General features: G+C 72.6%; 17 protein-coding genes and 3 tRNA genes. 13 read left to right on the top strand and 7 right to left on the bottom strand.

Annotated elements, in window-relative coordinates; all coding sequences use genetic code 11:
• Positions 1 to 3: 3 nt before the first annotated feature.
• Positions 4 to 942 (bottom strand): MerR family transcriptional regulator, encoded by a 939-nt coding sequence (locus tag ABZ801_RS15640; RefSeq protein ID WP_360698101.1) that lies wholly within the window; start codon positions 940 to 942, stop codon positions 4 to 6.
• Between the two features lie 70 nt (positions 943 to 1,012).
• Here ABZ801_RS15640 and ABZ801_RS15635 point away from each other — a divergent pair, with 70 nt between their 5' ends.
• Genes ABZ801_RS15635 through ABZ801_RS15625 form a run of 3 tightly spaced genes read left to right on the top strand, consistent with a single transcriptional unit; the run spans position 1,013 to position 3,175 of the window.
• On the top strand, positions 1,013 to 1,789 hold the full coding sequence (locus ABZ801_RS15635; RefSeq protein WP_360698098.1) for a maleylpyruvate isomerase family mycothiol-dependent enzyme: 777 nt from the start codon (positions 1,013 to 1,015) through the stop codon (positions 1,787 to 1,789).
• Between the two features lie 24 nt (positions 1,790 to 1,813).
• Positions 1,814 to 2,623, top strand: coding sequence for a F0F1 ATP synthase subunit A (gene atpB, locus ABZ801_RS15630; RefSeq protein WP_344955041.1), 810 nt, complete (start codon positions 1,814 to 1,816; stop codon positions 2,621 to 2,623).
• A 12-nt stretch (positions 2,624 to 2,635) separates the two neighbouring features.
• Positions 2,636 to 3,175: a DinB family protein gene (locus ABZ801_RS15625; RefSeq protein WP_360698094.1), complete on the top strand. Its 540-nt coding sequence runs from the start codon at positions 2,636 to 2,638 to the stop codon at positions 3,173 to 3,175.
• 47 nt (positions 3,176 to 3,222) lie between these two features.
• Here the strand turns inward: ABZ801_RS15625 and ABZ801_RS15620 are convergent, their stop codons facing one another.
• Positions 3,223 to 3,798 (bottom strand): YceI family protein, encoded by a 576-nt coding sequence (locus ABZ801_RS15620; protein WP_360698091.1) that lies wholly within the window; start codon positions 3,796 to 3,798, stop codon positions 3,223 to 3,225.
• A 161-nt stretch (positions 3,799 to 3,959) separates the two neighbouring features.
• On the opposite strand from ABZ801_RS15620, the gene ABZ801_RS15615 reads away from it, so the two are divergent.
• The 5 genes from ABZ801_RS15615 (at position 3,960) to ABZ801_RS15595 (ending at position 6,249) form a co-directional block, all read left to right on the top strand.
• Positions 3,960 to 4,763: a universal stress protein gene (locus ABZ801_RS15615; RefSeq protein ID WP_344955045.1), complete on the top strand. Its 804-nt coding sequence runs from the start codon at positions 3,960 to 3,962 to the stop codon at positions 4,761 to 4,763.
• Positions 4,764 to 4,958: 195 nt separating this feature from the next.
• On the top strand, positions 4,959 to 5,924 hold the full coding sequence (locus ABZ801_RS15610) for a CHAP domain-containing protein (RefSeq protein ID WP_360698087.1): 966 nt from the start codon (positions 4,959 to 4,961) through the stop codon (positions 5,922 to 5,924).
• Between the two features lie 40 nt (positions 5,925 to 5,964).
• Positions 5,965 to 6,037, top strand: a tRNA-Gly gene (locus ABZ801_RS15605).
• A gap of 36 nt (positions 6,038 to 6,073) precedes the next feature.
• A tRNA-Cys gene (locus ABZ801_RS15600) sits at positions 6,074 to 6,144 on the top strand.
• Positions 6,145 to 6,174: 30 nt separating this feature from the next.
• A tRNA-Val gene (locus ABZ801_RS15595) sits at positions 6,175 to 6,249 on the top strand.
• A gap of 557 nt (positions 6,250 to 6,806) precedes the next feature.
• On the opposite strand, the gene ABZ801_RS15590 is transcribed toward ABZ801_RS15595, so the two are convergent.
• Positions 6,807 to 8,048, bottom strand: a complete 1,242-nt coding sequence (locus ABZ801_RS15590) for an FAD-dependent oxidoreductase (protein WP_360698085.1) — start codon at positions 8,046 to 8,048, stop codon at positions 6,807 to 6,809.
• A gap of 25 nt (positions 8,049 to 8,073) precedes the next feature.
• Entirely contained in the window at positions 8,074 to 9,330 is a 1,257-nt protein-coding gene (locus tag ABZ801_RS15585) for an MFS transporter (protein WP_360698082.1), read from the bottom strand.
• Positions 9,331 to 9,551: 221 nt separating this feature from the next.
• On the opposite strand from ABZ801_RS15585, the gene ABZ801_RS15580 reads away from it, so the two are divergent.
• Positions 9,552 to 10,466 (top strand): LysR family transcriptional regulator, encoded by a 915-nt coding sequence (locus tag ABZ801_RS15580; protein ID WP_360698079.1) that lies wholly within the window; start codon positions 9,552 to 9,554, stop codon positions 10,464 to 10,466.
• A 42-nt stretch (positions 10,467 to 10,508) separates the two neighbouring features.
• On the opposite strand, the gene ABZ801_RS15575 is transcribed toward ABZ801_RS15580, so the two are convergent.
• Positions 10,509 to 10,859, bottom strand: coding sequence for a hypothetical protein (locus ABZ801_RS15575; protein ID WP_360698076.1), 351 nt, complete (start codon positions 10,857 to 10,859; stop codon positions 10,509 to 10,511).
• A gap of 88 nt (positions 10,860 to 10,947) precedes the next feature.
• A complete protein-coding gene (xylA, locus tag ABZ801_RS15570) occupies positions 10,948 to 12,126 on the bottom strand; it encodes a xylose isomerase (protein WP_360698073.1) in 1,179 nt (392 codons plus the stop codon).
• A gap of 69 nt (positions 12,127 to 12,195) precedes the next feature.
• Between xylA and ABZ801_RS15565 the strand changes: the two genes are divergently transcribed.
• Complete coding sequence (locus tag ABZ801_RS15565) at positions 12,196 to 13,446, top strand: ROK family protein (protein WP_360698197.1); 1,251 nt, start codon at positions 12,196 to 12,198, stop codon at positions 13,444 to 13,446.
• Positions 13,447 to 13,729: 283 nt separating this feature from the next.
• Here the strand turns inward: ABZ801_RS15565 and ABZ801_RS15560 are convergent, their stop codons facing one another.
• Positions 13,730 to 14,926: an ROK family transcriptional regulator gene (locus ABZ801_RS15560; RefSeq protein ID WP_360698070.1), complete on the bottom strand. Its 1,197-nt coding sequence runs from the start codon at positions 14,924 to 14,926 to the stop codon at positions 13,730 to 13,732.
• Positions 14,927 to 15,096: 170 nt separating this feature from the next.
• Between ABZ801_RS15560 and ABZ801_RS15555 the strand changes: the two genes are divergently transcribed.
• Genes ABZ801_RS15555 through ABZ801_RS15545 form a run of 3 tightly spaced genes read left to right on the top strand, consistent with a single transcriptional unit; the run spans position 15,097 to position 18,210 of the window.
• Positions 15,097 to 16,401, top strand: coding sequence for a sugar ABC transporter substrate-binding protein (locus ABZ801_RS15555; RefSeq protein ID WP_344955059.1), 1,305 nt, complete (start codon positions 15,097 to 15,099; stop codon positions 16,399 to 16,401).
• 5 nt (positions 16,402 to 16,406) lie between these two features.
• Positions 16,407 to 17,378, top strand: coding sequence for a sugar ABC transporter permease (locus ABZ801_RS15550; RefSeq protein ID WP_344955061.1), 972 nt, complete (start codon positions 16,407 to 16,409; stop codon positions 17,376 to 17,378).
• On the top strand, positions 17,371 to 18,210 hold the full coding sequence (locus tag ABZ801_RS15545; RefSeq protein WP_344955063.1) for a carbohydrate ABC transporter permease: 840 nt from the start codon (positions 17,371 to 17,373) through the stop codon (positions 18,208 to 18,210). Before ABZ801_RS15550 ends, ABZ801_RS15545 begins: the two co-directional genes overlap by 8 nt.
• The last annotated feature ends 85 nt before the right edge of the window (positions 18,211 to 18,295 follow it).

Below are 18,295 nucleotides of genomic sequence, written 5' to 3'. Positions count from 1 at the left end.
GCCCTACTGTTCGGATCGCACGCAGCCGCACAGGGCGCGCACCAGCCAGGCCTGCGCGGCGCCGAGCGTGGCGACGTCGCCGGTGATCTCGCTGACGAGGCGCCAGTAGCGCTCCAGGCGCGGATCCAGGTCCGGCTCCAGGATCTCGTACAGCTCACGGCGGAACTCCGGGGAATCGCGCCGTCCGTGCCGTACCTGGACGTGGGCGTCGACGAAACGGTCCAGCGCGGGGCCGGGCTCGGGCGTCCGCCCGGCGAGCAGCGCTGGGGCCACCAGCCGCCACGCCTCCCCGACGCCGACCATCAGCGCGCCCAGGTCGGCGATCTGCGGAGCGTTGCCCCGGGCGAGCGCGCGCATCCTGGTGGTCAGCGACCGGTCCTGCGCGAGCGTGACCATCTCCGCGTACGCGACGACCTGCGCCGGTGTGGGATCGTCCGGCGGCTCGGGCACCGACACCTCGACGAACGCGTCCCGGAGCGGCTTGGGCAGCGGGCCGACGATGAGGCCGCGCCAGAACGCGACCAGCGCGTCCCGGGCGGCGTGCCCGTCCTCCACCCGTTCCAGCAGTTCCAGGCGCGCGGCGCGGCCGGCCGGCCGCGCCTCCTCCAGCGCGCGCAGGCGGGCGCGCCGCCAGGCGAGCGCGGCCAGCTCGACATCGAGCGCGGCGCGTTCGGCGGCGACCGCCTCGCCGAGGGACCGCTCCTCGTTCAGCACCTGGACGATCGCGGGCAGGCCGAGACCGAAGCCGCGCAGCCGCCGGACGAGCCGGAGCCGGTCCACCGCGTCCCGGTCGAACCTGCGGTGCCCGCCGGCGCTGCGGCGAGCGTCCAGGACCCCCTCGTCGCAGTAGAAGCGGATCGTGCGGACCGGCACCCCCGTCAGGCGCGCCAGGTCCCCGATCCCCAGGCCGGGATCGCGCGTCGTGTCGTCGGTCACAGCCACTTGAACCTCCACCCGGGTGGAGCTTCTACGGTACGGGCGTCCCACTCACACGACGACAAGGGGGATCACCGTGACAGAGCCGTCTCTGGAACTCCTCTGCGAAGGACTGCGCGAGCACACCGCCGGGCTGGCCCGCATGACCGACGGCGCCGCACCCGAGCGGCACGTGCCGACCTGCCCCGAATGGTGCCTGCGCGACCTCGTCGCGCACGTGGGCAACGGCCACCGGTGGGCGGCGACGCTCGTGGCCGAACGCTCCGCCGACCTCCTCCCGATGGTCCCCGAGAAGGCGCCGGACGACCCCGCGCAGTGGCCCGGCTGGCTGCGGGACGGGGCGGAGCGCCTGCTCGACGCGGTCGACACGGCCGGCCCGGACACGACCGTGTGGACGTTCCTCGGGCCGCGCCCCGCGCGCTTCTGGGTGCGCCGGATGCTGTACGACACCGCCGTCCACCACGCCGACGCCGCGATCAGCGTGGACCGGCTGGACGGCTACGCCCTCGCCTCCGACCTCGCGGCGGACGCGATCGACGAGGCGATGGACATGCTGTCCGGGCCGAGGGCGGCGACGCTCAACCCGTCCCTGGCGAAGCTGCGCGGCGACGGCGAGCGGATCGCCCTGCGCCCGTCCGAACCGCACGTGACCGGCTGGCTGATCACCCGGCGGCCGGACGGGGTCGCGTGCCAGCGCACGGCCGACGCCGACGCCGACGTGACACTGCGCGGATCGGTGACGGACCTGCTGCTCGTGCTGTCCCGGCGCGTCCCGCCCGAGGAGCCCCACGTCGCCGTCGCGGGGGACCGGCCGCTGCTGGACCACTGGCTGTCCCTGACCGCCTTCGGCTGACGAGATCCCGGAAGGAGGGACGGGGTGAGCGTCGTCACGGTACTCGCCTCCGGAGGAGAACCGGGGTTCCAGGCGCCCGGCACCGAGATCTTCGACTGGGGTCCGCTGTTCCCCGGCGGTCCGCACTGGCTGCGGTGGCTGACCAAGCCGATCCTGATCATCGGGCTGTCGGCGCTCGTCGTGATCGGGTTCTGCGCCCGGGCGTTCGCCCGCCCCCGTCTGGTGCCGCGCGGCGTGCAGAACGCCGGCGAGGTGCTGTACCTGTTCGTCCGCGAGCAGGTCGCCCGTCCCATGCTGGGCAGGGACGCCGACGCCTGGATGCCGTTCCTGTTCTCGACGTTCCTGTTCGTCGCGGTGATGAACCTGATGGGCGTGGTGCCGGGCCTGCAGCTCCCGGCGACCTCGCACTTCGCGGTCCCGCTGCTGCTGGCGCTGGTGGTGTACGTGCTGTACGTGGCGTTGAGCGTGCGGCACCAGGGCCTGGTGGGCTACCTGCGCGGGATCATGTTCCCGCCCGGGCTGCCGGTGTGGGTGTACGCGTTCTACGCGCCGCTGGAGCTGCTGCACCACCTGGTGCTGCGTCCGGTCACGCACGCCATCCGGCTGTTCGCCAACATGTTCGCCGGGCACCTGCTGATCGCGTTCTTCGCCACCGTGGCGTACTGGTTCCTGGTGGACGCGCTGTCCCCGGCGGGGTTCGGGGTGGGCGTGGTCGGCCTGGTCATGACGATCGTCATGACCGCGTTCGAGGTGTTCGTCCAGCTGCTGCAGGCGTACATCTTCACGTTGCTGGCCGCCTCGTACATCGGCGGAGCGCTGCACCCCGAGCACTAATAGGGTGGCCCCATGGTCACCCATGTCGAGCCCCCGGCGGAACCGGACGTGACGCTGACCGACCCGCGCGACCTGCTCACGGGCTATCTCGACCACTACCGCGACGCGGTGCTGCGCAAGCTGGACGGGCTGTCGGACGAGCAGCTGCGCACGTCCCGGCTCCCGTCCGGCTGGACCCCGCTGGAGCTGCTCAAGCACCTGGCGTACGTGGAGACGCGCTGGTTGCGCTGTAGGTTCGCCGACGAGCCCGTCCCCGATCCGTGGGGCGACCGCTCCGCCGCCGATCCGGGTCCCGGCGGCCGCTGGCACGTCGCCGCGGAGGAGACCTTCGAGGGCGTGCGGGCGACGTTCCTGGACGCGTGCGCGCACTCCCGGCGCATCGTCGCGGGCGCGCGGCTGGACGACGTCGCGTCCGCCGGCGGGCGACTGGGCGCCTCCGGACCGGCCCCGTCGCTGATCTGGATCCTGTTCCACCTGCTGCAGGAGTACGCCCGGCACGCCGGTCACCTGGACGTGGTGCGCGAGCTGGCCGACGGCGTCGTCGGCGAATGACACGGCCCGGCCGGGCCGGGCGCCGCGCATGACCGGGCCGGGGCGGGTCAGGCGTCGGCGAGGACGGCCTGGATCTCCAGCCCGACGGCGATGGAGTCGCCGAGGACGACCTTGTCGCCCTGCAGCGGGATGTTGAACTCGATGCCGAAGTCGCTGCGGCTGATGGACGTCGTGGCGGTGAACCCGGCGCGGGTGCCGCCCCACGGGTCGCTGGACACGCCGTGGTACTCGGTGAGCAGCCGCACCGGCCGCGTGACGCCCCTGATGGTCAGGTCGCCGTCCACGTGGTAGCGCGGACGGCGCGCCCGCCGTCCGACCAGCGCCCGCTCGGCGTGGGTGCTGACGAACGTCATGGACGGGTACGTCGCGACGTCCAGGATGTCGGCCGAGCGCACGTGCGCGTCCCGCTCGGCGTTGCGGGTGTCCACGGACGCCAGCGCGATCTCGGCGGCGGCGGTCGAGGCGAGCGGGTCCTCGCGGACCAGGATCTCGCCGCTGAACTCGGCGAAGCTGCCCCGGACCGTGGTCATGAGATGGCGGACCGCGAAGGTCACCTCCGAGTGCGCCGGATCGATGGTCCACCTCCCGGCGACCAGGTCCGGCGCTTCCGTCGCTGGAATCACAAATCCCCCAAAAATCAACAAAGCGGTCGGAAGTGGTGAATTTACCGCAAACTCGGCGAGCTCGCCGCCTCCTGGTCCGCGAATCCCCTGCTCAGCGCCCCAGTGCCGGGGAGAAATCGCCGCAGCGGTGACCGGCCGCCGAACGGGGGAATGACCCCGGCATGATCGGCGAACACGTGCTGGCCGGCTTCACCCCCGACGCCGGCGGCCGCGAGGCCCTGCAACTGGCCCGCGGGGTCGTGGCACGCAGCGGCGGACGGCTCACCGTCGCCGCCGTCCACCCGCCCGACCGCCCCGCGGCCGCCGGTGAGGCCCACGCGCTCCTGGAACAGGCCGCGGCACTGCTGGACGACCAGCCCGCCGAGTTCGTCGCCCACGAGAGCCGGGGCGTCGCACGCGGGCTGTCGGTGCTGGCCAGCAGAGCCGGCGCCGACCTCATCGTCATCGGATCCCCCGCCGGGGGCGCGCGCGGCCGCATCGCGGTCGGCAGCACCGGCGACCACCTGCTGCACTCGGCCACGGAGGCGGTGATGCTGGCACCCGCCGGGTACGAGCGCCGCGAGGAGCTCGACCGCATCACCGTCGCCTACGTCCGCCGCCCCCAGTGCGACGAGGCGGTCGTCCGGGCCGCCCAGGCCGCCACCGTCCTCGGCATCCCGCTGCGGCTGCTCACCCTCGCCGTCGACGCCGACCAGGCCGAACGGCTCCGCGACGACCTGGCCCTGGCGATCCGGCTGGCCCGCGACTCCTCCGGCCTGGACGCCGAGTCGGTCGAGGCCGAGCTGGGCGAGGGCGACGACATCGCCGACGCCCTGCACGCCGTCGGCTGGAGCGACGCCGAGCTGCTGGTCTGCGCCAGCAGTGAGGACGCCACGGCCCACCGCGTCTTCCTCGGCGAGAACGCGCTGAAGGTGCTGCGCGCCGCACCGTGCCCCGTCGCGGTGCTCCCGAGGGGCTATACGTGATCTGACCCTGCCCGGTCACGACCACATAGTCCGAATCACCCGTTTTCCATGCCGTCACTTGCCCCTCGCTCTTTACCTTCGCTACATTCCACCGAGACCAGCACGTGACCTTGAAACCCAGGGTGGCGTGTCGACCGGGTCGGGCGCGTGCGCCCTGACCCGTCAGCCGACCAGGCCGGCGGCACAGGGAGCGTCATGGACCCCATCGGCAGGAAGCTGCTCGAAATCGCCAAGGACGAACTCGGATACACCGAGAAGGGCGACGGCTACACCAAGTACGGCGACTGGTACGCCAAGAACATCGAGGACGGCGACTCCTACTTCAAGACCGCCCCCTGGTGCGACATGTTCCTGGCCTGGGCCGCCGACAAGGCCGGCGTCACCGAGCAGGCCGGCCAGTTCGCCGCCACCGTGCAGCACGCCAAGTGGTTCAAGAAGCACGACGCCTGGAGCACCGAGCCCGAACCCGGCGCCCTGGTGTTCTTCGACTGGAGCGGCTCGGGCGACATCGACCAGATCGACCACGTGGGCCTGGTGGAGAAGGTGGACGGGAAGACCCTCCACACCATCGAGGCCAACGCCGACGGCTACAAGCTCACCCGCAAGACCCGCAGCATGGACACCGTCGTCGGCTTCGGCTTCCCCGGCAGGGTCAAGGTCGAGAAGAAGTACGCCCCCAAGCACGCCGCTCCCCCGCCGTCCGTCGAGAAGCTCACCGACACCCCGGCCACGGCCCGCACGGAGACGCGCAAGCACGAGCCGTCCTCCCCCGACCACCACCTCCCCGCCCAGGAGACGGTGCTCGGCGGCGTCCTGGCCTTCGTCCTGTGCGGCACCCTCGCCCTGGCCGCCGGACGCGCCGCGGCCGCCAAGGCGCCCTCGTCGCCCCCCGTGCGGCTCCGCAAGCGCGGCAAGCACCACCGCCCGGCCACCCCGGTCACCCTCCCGCCCGACATCACCCCCGCCGACCTGGACGCCGCCGACGCCGGCACCACCGTGATGCCCGCGCTGTCGGCGGCCGTCGCCCAGGAGGCCGAGGACCGCGAGTTCTGGGGCCGCATCGCCCACCTGCGCGAGGACGAGGAGCTCTCCTTCTGGAACTCCCTGCACGCGGAGGTGTCCCGCGGCGACGAGTACGCAAGCACTCGGAGTTTCCGCTAAAGTAATCACTGCGCCCCCGGGGAGATCCCCGGAAAGGCAGGCGGACGTGGCTCAGTTGGTAGAGCATCACCTTGCCAAGGTGAGGGTCGCGGGTTCGAATCCCGTCGTCCGCTCTGAGAGGCCCTGTATACGGCCGGGCTGAACTCCCCGGTGGAGTGGCCGAGAGGCGAGGCAACGGCCTGCAAAGCCGTGTACACGGGTTCGAATCCCGTCTCCACCTCAACCCCCGTGTCGAGGTAGGCGCGGGCTCGGGCGATTAGCTCAGTGGGAGAGCGCTACCTTGACACGGTAGAGGTCACTGGTTCAATCCCAGTATCGCCCACCACACCATCCCCAGGTCGGACTTCATGTCAAGCCTGGGGATCTCTCATTTTCGGCCCTGCCGGCCACGGGACACCTGGCGTCGACCTCCAACGACGGCGTCTTCACCCACCTCTCCAGGCTGCCGCACCGCCGGTACGCGCGGAGAACGGCCCCGCCACCACAGCCTCCGCCGCCATCGACACTCAGAGCATCAAGATCTCCCCCAGCATCCCGGCCGCCGATCTGGGCACCAACGCCGCCTGGAGAGTCGCCGGCTGCAGACGCGGCGCCCCCTCGGGCTGCTGCCGACAGCCCTGGTCACCGCCGCCCCACCACCCGCGGCTCCACTCCGCTGCCCCCCAGGTCCCCGAACGCCCCCTTCGGCAGGGGCCCGGCCTGGATTCGCTGGCAGCGCCTGGAACGGGCACGTCGCGCCCTGGCCGACCCGGCGCTGCGGAACGTCACCGTCCAGCGCGTCGCCGCGTGGTGCGGTTTCATCCGCGCGGCGACACCTCCGGCGAGTGCCGCCGTCGCCAGGTCGGCCGTCAGGGACGGTGAGTTCCACGGGCGCCGGGACGGTCAGTGGGGCAGCCGGGCGTCCTGGCGGTCGAGTTCGTCCCGCACGGCGGCGGTGTCCACGTCGCCGTCGCGGGCGGTGAAGGCCGCGGCGATCCCGGCGGCCTGGCCGGTGGCGAACGCGGTGCCCATGACCCGCAGGGACGCGCCCGCGCCGTGGTCGCCGTCGACGGTGCGGCCGCCGGCGAACAGGTTCGGCGTGTTGCGGCTGCGCAGCACGTCGAGCGGGACGCCGTAGTAGCCCGGCTCGCCGATGTGCTTCCATTCCACGGGCAGGCCCGGCCCGGGGTGGGACTCGATCGGCCAGGCGCCGATCGCCACCGCGTCGTCCACCGGCCCGGGCCGCAGCACGTCCGCCTCGGTCAGCTGGGCGCGGCCGACGAGGTGACGGGACTCCCGGGTGCCCAGCTCCGGCCCGGTCGCCACGATGTAGGCGCCCTCGCATCCCGGCAGGGTGCGCAGGACCCGCAGGTAGTCCTGGGCCTGCCGCCGGGCGCTGCGCTCGGCGCGGCTGGTGTCGGCGGCGCTGCGCGCGTCGTAGCCCTCGTCGGCCAGGTAGGTGATCAGATCCCCGGACACCGGCATCCGCGCGACCAGCCCGGCCTCTCCGGTCAGGTGCCCCCCGCCGCTCCGCTTGGCCGCGCGGACCGCGGCGGCGAGGGCCTGGCGGGTCACCGGCACGTCGGCGGGGATGCCGCCGAAGCGGACCGCGAGCGTGCCGTTGAGCACCCGGCCGTCGTTGCCATACCGCACCTGCGCGCCGCCGTGGTGGGCCAGGTCGGCCTCGCCGGTGGCGTCCACGAACGCGGCCGCCGTGTACTCGTGCAGTCCGGAGTGGTCGGCCACCCGGACCGCGGTGATCCGCTCGTCCTGGCGGGTGGCCTGCAGGAGGTGGGAGTGCAGCAGCACGTCCACGCCCGCGCGGTGGCACAGCTCGTCCGCGACGCGCTTGACCGCCTCGGGGTCGAAGACGACCGCCACGGCCGTGAACCGCTTCGGCTCCGTCACCGCGCCCATGTCCCGCAGCCCGGCCAGCATCTGCTCGGCGACGCCGAACACCACCTGGCGCAGGTCCTCGGTGTACAGGCCGCAGTAGGTGACGACGTTGCGCAGGGAGGCCGCGCCGCCCAGGCACGGGCCGCGCTCGACCAGGAGCGTGCGCGCGCCGGCACGCCGCGCGCCGATCGCGGCCGCGATGCCCGCGGACCCGCCCCCGGCCACGATGACGTCGTAGTGTTCGGTCACAGTACGGTTCCTTTCCTGGCCGTCTTCACCGGACGAGGGCCTGCGCCCTGACCGAGGGGGACCGGACGGCGGCGTCGCCCTCCCGGACCCCGAGCATGAGGAACATGCCGAGCAGCGGGCCCACGGCGAGCGTGGCGAAGGCCCAGAAGAACGAGCCGGTCGCCTGGAACACCGCCCCGAGCACCACCGGCACGATCGTGCTGCCGAGCTGCCAGAACGCGTTCGTCGCGCCGGCCGCGGACCCGGCGAGCCCGACGCCGGCGATCTCCGGGATCAGTGCGATCATCAGCGGGCTGTAGACGTACGCCGCGACGCCGAGGAACGGCGCCACCCACAGGAACCCCGCCAGGCTGTCGCGGGTGCCGAACGCCAGCAGCGTCACGACGAACGCGCCGAGCACGATGACGGTCGGGAGCCTGCGCCGGCCGCCGAACAGGTCGGACACCACGCCCATGAACGGCTTGGCCACGATGGCGGCGACGCCGAAGATCGCGACCACGGTGCCGGCCTGCGTGGCGGAGATGCCGCTGCCCTTGATCATCAGCGCGTTGGACCAGGTGATGAAGCCGTAGGTGCCCCACAGGCCGCCGAACCCGGCCAGGCCGATCAGCCACAGGTCGCGGTTGCGGGCCAGCGGGCGCAGGTCCGGCGCCCGCCGGGCCGCGGGCGCGGACCGCGCGGCGCCGGCGTCGGCGTCGGAGTTGCGCAGCAGGACCAGGCACAGGACGGCGACGACCATCGAGCCGGCGCCGAACAGGTGGTACGACGCGCTCCACCCGGACGCGGCGATGAGGCTCGGCACCACCGCGTTCGCGATCACGGTGCCCAGCGAGGTGGCGGTCATGAACACGCCCATGGCGAAGCCGCGGTCCTTGGGCGGGAACCACTGGGAGATCAGCTTGACCCCGGCGGAGTAGTCGCACCCGGCGAACACGCCGACCCCGGCCTGGAACGCGATGCCCATGGCCACCGAGTCGGTCTCGCCGAACAGGATCATGAACCCGCCGGCGAGGAAGAGCGAGCAGCCGATCACCACACGGGGGCCGAGCCAGTCGGTCAGTACCCCGCCCGCGGCGTTGGAGATGACGTAGCCGACGTAGTAGCCGGTGGCGAAGACGCCGAGCCCGGCCAGCGACACGCCGAGGTGCTCGCCGACCGAGACCGAGGCGGGGCCCCAGGTGGAGCGGTCCACGGCGGTCATGGTGAACGCGGCCCATGCCAGCGCCAGCACCACCCAGCGGTACGGATGCCGGACGACCACCGGTTCCGAAGTGAGACTCATGGTTGGGTGTTCCCTTCTGCGACGCCGGGCGCTCTGCCTCCAAGGCAGGGGGCGGCCCTGCGCGAAGGTCGCCAGCACAGCCCCTCGGCGCGTTGACCGCACGTAACGTTCGACGTCACCCGGCTGCGGGTCAGTACACACTGATTGACAGCGGCGCGTCCAATGCCCGTAAATCAGAAGAGCCATGCCTGTCAGGCATGCCCCCGTCAGCGAGGAGACCGATGGAACTGCGTCATCTCCGTTACTTCACCACGGTCGCGGCGGAGGGCTCCCTGTCGCGCGCGGCGGAGCGGCTGCACCTGACCCAGCCGTCGCTGAGCCGGCAGATCCGCCAGCTCGAACGCGACGTCGGCGCACCTCTGTTCGAGCGCACCCCCGGCGGAACGTCGCTGACCCCCGCCGGCGCGGCCCTGCACCACCACGCGCTGCTGCTGCTCCGCCTCGCCGACGCCGCGCCCGACATGGCGCGCTCGGCGATGGGCCGCACCCGCGAGATCGTGCACATCGGCGTCCCACCGGGCGTGCCGGACGGGTGGCTGCTGGACGTCCTGGCCACGCTGGAGACCGAGCTCCCGCACGCCGCGGTCACCCTGACCGAGGCCAGCAGCACCGAGCAGCTGCGGATGATCCGTGAGGGCCGCCTCGACCTCGGTCTGGTCCACGAACATCCGCCCGGCAGGCTGCACGCCGAGCACCTGTTCGCCTTCCCCTTCGGGCTCGCCGTCCGTCCCGGCCACCCGCTCGCGGACGGCACGGCCTGCCGGATGCAGGACCTGGACAACCTGCGCATCCTCGCCCACGGCAGGCAGCAGGTCCCCGTCGTCGACGACCGGCTGGTGGTCGCGGCGCACGACGCCGGCGTCGTGCCGCTGTGGCAGTTCGCCCAGTTCTCCCAGCACGCACGCGCCTTCGCCGAGGCGGTGAAGGCGGACGCGGTGCTGCTCATGGCGCACTCGGCCCGGCGCCTGCTGCCCGACTGGCCGTGGTTGCCGCTGGCCGAGCCGGAATTCCCCCTGGTCACCTGGCTGACCTGGCCGCTGGAGACCCGCGTGGTCGTCCGCGACGTCGCCCGGGTCGTCCGCGCCCAGGACCGGCCCGCGGGCGCGACCCCCGCGGCCCGGCCCTCCGGCTCCTGAGGCACCGCCGTGTACGGGCGCCGTGTTCGGGCCGGGGGGCTGTCACGGTGTCGCTTCCGTCCGTTCGGACGGGCGGAGCATGCCGACGATGTCGAGCAGCACGCTGTCGTCGCCGACGTTGCCGGGCACCACGACCTGGTGGACGGTGTCCCCCGGCCCCCGGTCGTGGCGCAGCGGCTCGGCGAGCCGGTCGAGTTCGGCCGTCGGGTCGTGGCCGGGGTCCAGCAGCGTTTCGGCGGGCGGGAGCGGGCGCGCGGGCACGGGAAGCCGGTCCAGCCGGCGGGTCGCGCCGTCGGTGTGGGAGCCGCAGGCGACGAGCACGGCGCGCGACGGCGGAGGGGTGACCGGACGCGCGGACGTGCCGGCCAGCGGCGCGGCGGAGCGGACGACCACCCGCCGTCCGGCCCGGCGGGCGGCGTCGATCCCCGCCGCGATGACGGCGTTCGCCGATGAGCCGGTGACCGGCGCGAGGGGGCTTCGGTCAGCCGATGAGGTGCTCGACGGCCAGTTGCTGGAGGCGGACGAAGCCCAGGTCGCGTTCGGCGGCCCGGTCGGGGTCGAAGCCGTCGTCGGCCGCCAGCAGCGACTGCGCCGTCTCCCCCTCGGCCAGGGTCGGGGTCGCCAGTGCGGTCACCCCGGCGTACTCCATCGCCTCCCGCACCCGGGGGTCGGCGCGGAACGCGCGCGCCTTGTCGGCCAGCATCAGATAGGTCGCCATGCAGGCGCGGGCCGACTCCCAGACGCCGTCCATGTGCTCGGTGCGGGACGGCTTGTAGTCGAAGTGCCGGGCACCGGTGTAGCGCGGCCCGTCGGGGTAGCCGGGGAAGCCGTTCTCCAGCAGGTCGACGGTGAAGAACGCCGACATCAGGTCGCCGTGGCCGAACACCAGGTCCTGGTCGTACTTGAGCCCGCGCTGGCCGTTGAGGTCGATGTGGAACAGCTTGCCGTGCCACAGCGCCTGGCCCAGGGCGTGGGTGTAGTTGAGCCCGGCCATCTGCTCGTGCCCGGTCTCGGGATTGAGCCCGACGATGTCGCCGTGCTCCAGTTCGGAGATCATGGCGAGGGCGTGCCCGACGGTCGGCAGGAAGATGTCGCCGCGCGGCTCGTTGGGCTTGGGCTCCAGGGCGATCCGCAGCCCGTGGCCCTGGGACTTGATGTAACCCGCGACGGTGTCCAGCCCCTCCTTGTAGCGCTCCATCGCCGCGAAGACGTCCTTGGACCCGTCGTACTCGCCGCCCTCGCGTCCGCCCCACATCACGAAGGTGGAGGCCCCGGCCGCGGCGGCCAGGTCGACGGCCCGCAGCACCTTGCGCAGCGCGAAGCGCCGCACCGACCGGTCGTTGGCGGTCAGGGCGCCGTCCTTGAACACCGGGTGGGTGAAGGTGTTGGTGGTGACCATCTCGATCACCAGCCCGGCCCGGTCGGCGGCCTCCCTCAGCCGGGCGACGCGCTTGTCCCGCTCGCTCTCGGACGCGTCGAAGGGGAAGACGTCGTTGTCGTGGAAGCTCACCCCCCACACGCCCAGCTCGGCCAGCCGCTCGGCGTACTCCCACGGGTCCAGCGCCGGACGGCTGGCCACGCCGAACGGGTCGACGCCCGTCCAGCCGACCGTCCACAGACCGAACGAGAAGCGGTCGGCGGGGGTGGGTCGACGGCTCATCGCGGGTACCTCCTCGTTTTTGTTTCACGGATGAACATAATTGGGGTGCCCGCTAGGGTCAACAGCGTGATGTCCAGGCCCTCCCCCGCCGCGCGGGACGCGGCCGACGCGCGCCCCCCGTCCGCGGAGCGGTCGTCGCTGCGGCAGTCGTCCCTGCGCGAGGCCAACCTCGGCCTGGTCACCCGCACCGTGCTCGCCGCCCCGGAACCGCTGACCCGGGCGGGCGTGGCGGCCGCGACGCGCATGACCCGCGCGACCGCCGCGCGTCTCGTCGACGAGCTGGTCGCCGGAGGCGTCCTGGACGAGCGGGACCCGCCGCCGGTCACCGGGCGGGGACGGCCGGCCCGCCCCCTGGCGGGCGGACGCCGGATCGCCGCGCTCGGCCTGCAGGTCAACGTGACGTTCCTGGCCGGGCGCGTGCTGACCCTGGGCGGCGAGGTGCTGGCCGAGCACACCGAGCCCGGGGACCTCCGCGACAGCGATCCCGCCGCCGTGCTGGCGCGGCTGGACGCGCTGGCGGCGCGCCTGCTGGACCGCGTGCCGGGCGACGTGCGGGTGATCGGCTCCGGGCTGGCCCTGCCCGGCATCGTCGCGGCCGGGTCGGGCGATCTGCTGGTCGCCCCCAACCTCGGCTGGTCCGGCATCCGCCCGGCCGACCACCTGCGCCGGGCGTCGCGTGCCGGACTGCCGCTCCGCGTCGGCAACGAGGCGGATCTGGCGGCCCGCGCGGCCGCCGAGGTCGCCCCGGGACGCCCCGGCCCCCTGCTCGACTTCATCTACCTGTCGGGCGACGTCGGGCTGGGCGGGGCCGCGGTGCTGGACGGCACCGTGCTGACCGGACGGCACGGCAGGGCCGGCGAGATCGGGCACGTCTGCGTCGACCCCGGCGGCCCCCCGTGCAGGTGCGGGTCGACCGGCTGCCTGGAGCAGTACGCCGGGCAGGCCGCCCTGCTGACGGCGGCCGGCCTGCCGGGCGACCGTCCCCTCACGGAGCTGACGGCCGCCGTCAGGGCCGCCGATCCCGCCGCCCGCCGGGCGATCGACCGGGCCGCCTGGGCGCTCGGCGTGGCGCTGGCGGGCGCCGTCAACATCCTGGACATCCCGACGGTCCTGCTCGGCGGGCACCTCGCCGAGCTCGCGGACCTGCTGGTCCCGCCGCTGCGCGAGCATCTGAACCGGCGGGTGCTGTCGGCCCGCTGGGCCGCGCCGGAGGTGCACGCCCCCGCCGGCACCGCGGCCCCTGCCGCCACCGGCGCCGCCCTGGTCCAGCTCGCCGACGTCGTGGACGATCCCGCGCGCTGGCTCCCGGGGGAAAAATAAGTGCATTTCGGGCGCGTTCATGTACGGCCCCGTCACTGATCATCATCCATGCCGGACATTGACCCGAATATTGGCGTGAGCAACGCTTTTTTCGGGCCGCCCCGGGTAGGACACCTATTGCTCGGCACAAGGCGTTCAGTGGCCAAAAGCGCCGTGCGGCCGAGAAGGTTCACCTGTCGGTGTGATTGGACATCTGTCCACGCTCAGGGCCCGCTCACCGGATATGCCGGAAAAGGGGAGCGGGCCCTGTTCTGTCGCCGGCCCCACGTTTTCTGAACGCGGCCTAGCCGCCTCGGCCGTTCAGGAAGAGTTCCAGGGGGAGGGTGGCGGCGCCCAGGGCGACCGCGTCGGGCCCCAGGGTGCACAGTTCGATCGAGGTGGTCGCGAACGGGTGCTTCAGGGCGTGGCCGCGGGCGGCCTCGCGGATGGCGTCCAGGTAGGTCTCGCCGAGGAGCAGGCCGGCCCAGCCGCCGAGGATGACGCGCTCGGGGTTGAGCAGGTTGATCAGCCCGCCGATGGCGGCGCCGAGGTACCGGATGGTCTCGTCGACGATCCGGGCGCCGACGGTGCCCGGGGTGCCGGCCTCCAGGATCATGGCGGCCAGGGCGGACTCCTGGTCGGCCGCGGTGATCGTCCCGCCGGCCTCGGCGTAGCGGTCGAGCATGGCCTCGGCGCCGACGTAGGCCTCCAGGCAGCCGACGTTGCCGCAGCGGCAGGTCCGGCCGCCGACGACGACCGGGGTGTGGCCCCACTCGCCGGCCGAGGCGGGCGAGCCCCGGTCGGCCGTGCCCTGCGAGATGATCGCGGCGCCGACCCCGGACCCGATCAGCCCGACCACGATGTTCTGGGTGCCGCGGCCGGCGCCGAACCACAGCTCGGCCTGGCCCATGGTGTTGGCGCCGTTGTCGATGAGCAGCGGCAGGCCGGTGCCCGCGCACAGCAGCCGTTCCAGCGGCACCCGGTCCCAGCCGAGCGTCTGGGCGTCCACGATGACCTCGGGACGCTGCTGGACGACGCCGGGCACGCCGATGCCCACGCCGAAGATCGCCTCGTCCGGGACGCCGCCGTCGGCGAGGACCGCCTCGATGCCGGCCAGGATCCGGGAGACGACCTCGGGCGCCGGATGCCGCGCCGGGTCCAGCGGGAAGTCGGCCTTGGCCCGCTCGGTCATCGCCAGGTCGAACAGCTCGACCTGCACCCGGGTCTCCCCCACGTCCACGCCGACGACGTAGCCGTACTCGGGGTTCACCTGCAGCAGCACCCGGGGCCGGCCGACCTCGGAGTCGACCGAGCCGATCTCGGCGACGATCCCGTCGCGGATCAGCTCGCGGGTCACGTTGCTGACCGACGCCTGGCTCAGCCCGGTCTCCGCGGCGAGCTCCTGCCGGCTGCGCGGGCCGCTGAAGTACAGCGCCCTGAGCAGTACCGCACGGTTGTCCCGGCGCAGGTCACGCACCGTTCCCCGCCTGCGCTGCGCCATCGTGGCACCTCCCCCGCTGTTCGCCCCCATCTTCCTTCACGGCGCGAAAAAAGTCATCCGGAAGTGTTGACGGCCCTCTGGCCCCAGGATTAAATCAAGCCGTGAAAAAAGGAGTGTGGCGTACGTCACGTCACCTCCGTCCTCCACCCCGACCCCCGAGGGACCCCTCCATGGGCATCAGACAGATGGCGTCGGCGGCCGCGCTGACGCTGCTCGCCGTGACCGCCGCCGGCTGCGGAGGCGGCGGCTCGTCCGCCGGCGGCCCGAAGGAGCTCGTCTACTGGGCTTCCAACCAGGGCACCAGCCTCGACCACGACCGGCGGGTGCTGGAGCCCGAGCTGGCGAAGTTCACCCGCCAGACCGGAATCAAGGTCAAGCTGGAGGTCATCGGCTGGCCCGACCTGCTCAACCGCATCCTGGCCGCCACCACGTCCGGCGAGGGCCCGGACGTGCTCAACATCGGCAACACATGGTCGGCGTCCCTGCAGGCCACCGGGGCGCTGCTGCCGTTCGACGACGCGACGCTCGCCAAGGTCGGCGGCAAGGACCGGTTCCTCGGCCCCTGCCTGGCCGCCACCGGCGCCGAGGGCAAGCCGCCGACCGCCGTCCCCCTCTACGGCCAGGCGTACGGCCTGTACTACAACAAGAGGCTGTTCAAGGAGGCGGGCATCACAAAGCCGCCCGCCACCTGGAACGAGCTGGTCGACGTCGGCAAGAAGCTGACCAAGCCGGGCCGGTGGGGTCTCACCCTGCAGGCCGGGCAGGTCACCGAGAACGCCCACCACGCCGCGATCCTCGGCGCGCAGCACGGGGCCCGGTTCTTCGACGGCGCCAAGCCCACGCTGGCGTCCGATCCCGCCGCCAACGCGATCAAGCAGTACCTCGACCTGATGCAGGTCCACAGGATCGTCAACCCGAGCAACGCCGAGTACACCGACACCGCCAAGTCGCTGAAGGACCTGGCGGACGGCAGGGCCGCGATGTTCATGAACCAGGCGTCGGCGGGCTCGTTCCAGGCCGTCGGGATGAAGATGGACGAGCTCGGCGTCGCCCCGATCCCCCTGCCCGACCAGCCCCCGCCCGGCGGCCGCAGGGTCAACAGCTTCGTGGCCGGGATCAACCTCGCGGTGTTCAAGAACACCGAGAACCGCGACGGCGCGCTGAAGTTCGTGCGGTTCATGACCGGCACCGAGGAGCAGGTGCTGCTCAACAAGACCTACGGCTCGCTGCCCACGGTCAGGGACGCCTACGCCGACCCCGCGTTCCAGACCGAGCACGTCAAGGTGTTCCAGAGCGTGCTGAGCGGCACCGCCGAGCCCATGCCGCAGGTGCCGCAGGAGAGCCAGTTCGAGACCCTCGTCGGCACCGCGATGAAGTCGATGTTCGCCGACGTCGCCGCCGGGCGGACGGTCGACGCCGCGGGCATCAGGGCCAAGCTCGCCCAGGCCGACCAGCAGCTGGCCGCCGGAGGCTGAGGCCCATGACGGCACTGGCCGACCACCCCCCGGCCGCCCCCGCGGCGGGGGACCGCCCTCCGCGCCGGCGCGCCCGCGCCCGGGGCCGCCGGATCGCGCTGCCCTACCTGCTCCTGCTGCCCGCCCTGGCGCTGGAGCTGCTCGTGCACATCGTGCCGATGCTGGTGGGGATCCTCATGAGCTTCCGCAAGCTCACCCAGTTCTACATCCGCGACTGGTCGGCGGCTCCGCACGCCGGGTTCGGCAACTACCGGGTGATGCTCGACTTCGACTCCGCGGTCGGCCGCGAGCTGCTGCACTCGTTCTGGGTGACGGCCGGGTTCACGTTCGCCTCGGTCGGGGCGGCGTGGCTGCTCGGGACCTCGGCCGCCGTGCTGATGCAGCCGGTCTTCCGCGGCCGCGGCGCGCTGCGGGCGTTCTTCCTGGTGCCGTACGCGCTGCCGATGTACGCGGCGGTGATCACATGGGCGTTCATGCTGCAGCGCGACACCGGCATGGTGAACGGGCTGCTCGGCCTGGACGGCCCGGACGCGCCGTTCTGGCTGATCGGCGGCAACAGCTTCTGGTCGCTGGTCGTGGTGTCGGTGTGGCGGACCTGGCCGTTCGCGTTCCTGATCGTCATGGCCGGGCTGCAGAACATCCCGCGGGACCTGTACGAGGCCGCCGCGCTCGACGGGGCGGGCTGGTGGCGCCGGTTCCGCACCGTCACCCAGCCGCTGCTGCGCCCGGTCAACCAGGTGCTGCTGCTGGTGCTGTTCCTGTGGACGTTCAACGACTTCAACACGCCGTACGTGCTGTTCGGCGAGTCCGCGCCGCGCGAGGCGTCGCTGATCTCCGTGCACATCTACCAGAGCTCGTTCGTGACCTGGAACTTCGGGCTCGGCTCGGCGATGTCGGTGCTGTTGCTGCTGTTCCTGCTGCTGGTCACGGCCGGGTACCTGGCGGTCACGTCGCGAAGGGGGCGGGTCCATGCGTGAGCCGCGGGGGGTGCGCTGGGCGCGCCGTGCCGTCGTGGGATTCCTCGTGCTGTTCACCGGGCTGCCGCTGTACGCGATGGTCACCTCGGCACTCAAACCGCTGGGCGACGTGCAGCGCGACTGGCGCTGGATCCCCTCGACGATCACGTTCCGCCCGTTCGCCGACATCTGGACGACGATCCCGCTCGGCCGCTACTTCCTCAACAGCCTGATCGTGTCCGGGGCGGCCACGGCGCTGTCCGTCGTGATCGCGATCCTCGCCGCGTACGCGATCAGCCGGTACCGCTTCCCCGGCCGCCGGCTGTTCTCGATGAGCGTGCTGTCCACCCAGATGTTCCCCGGCATCCTGTTCCTGCTCCCGCTGTTCCTGATCTTCGTCAACATCGGCAACAGCACCGGCGTCGCGCTCTACGGCACGCGGCTCGGGCTGGTGCTGACCTATCTGACCTTCTCGCTGCCGTTCGCCATCTGGATGCTCGCCGGGTACTTCGACTCGATCCCGAAGGAGCTGGACGAGGCGTCGCTGGTCGACGGCAACGGCCCGATCGGCACGCTGCTGCGGATCGTGGTGCCCGCCGCCGCCCCCGGGATCGTCGCCGTCGCCATCTACTCGTTCATGACCGCCTGGGGAGAGGTGCTGTTCGCGTCCGTCATGACCGACTCGGGCACCCGGACCCTCGCGGTCGGGCTGCAGGAGTACTCCACCGAGGTCCAGGTCTACTGGAACCAGGTCATGGCCGCCTCGCTGATCGTGTCGGTGCCGATCGTCGCCGGCTTCCTGCTCCTGCAGCGCTACCTGGTCGCCGGCCTCACCGCCGGCGCCGTCAAGTAACCCGGCCCCCTCCGGTAAACGCCACTCGCCCCCCAAGCAACCGTTCAGCGCCGGCGCCCGCCGGGCAACAGGCCGGCGCGCCGCC

It is taken from the genome of Actinomadura sp. NPDC047616, from assembly GCF_040642915.1.
GTDB classification, from domain to species: domain Bacteria; phylum Actinomycetota; class Actinomycetes; order Streptosporangiales; family Streptosporangiaceae; genus Spirillospora; species Spirillospora miaoliensis.
This window is presented reverse-complemented; position numbering and strand designations above follow the sequence as displayed.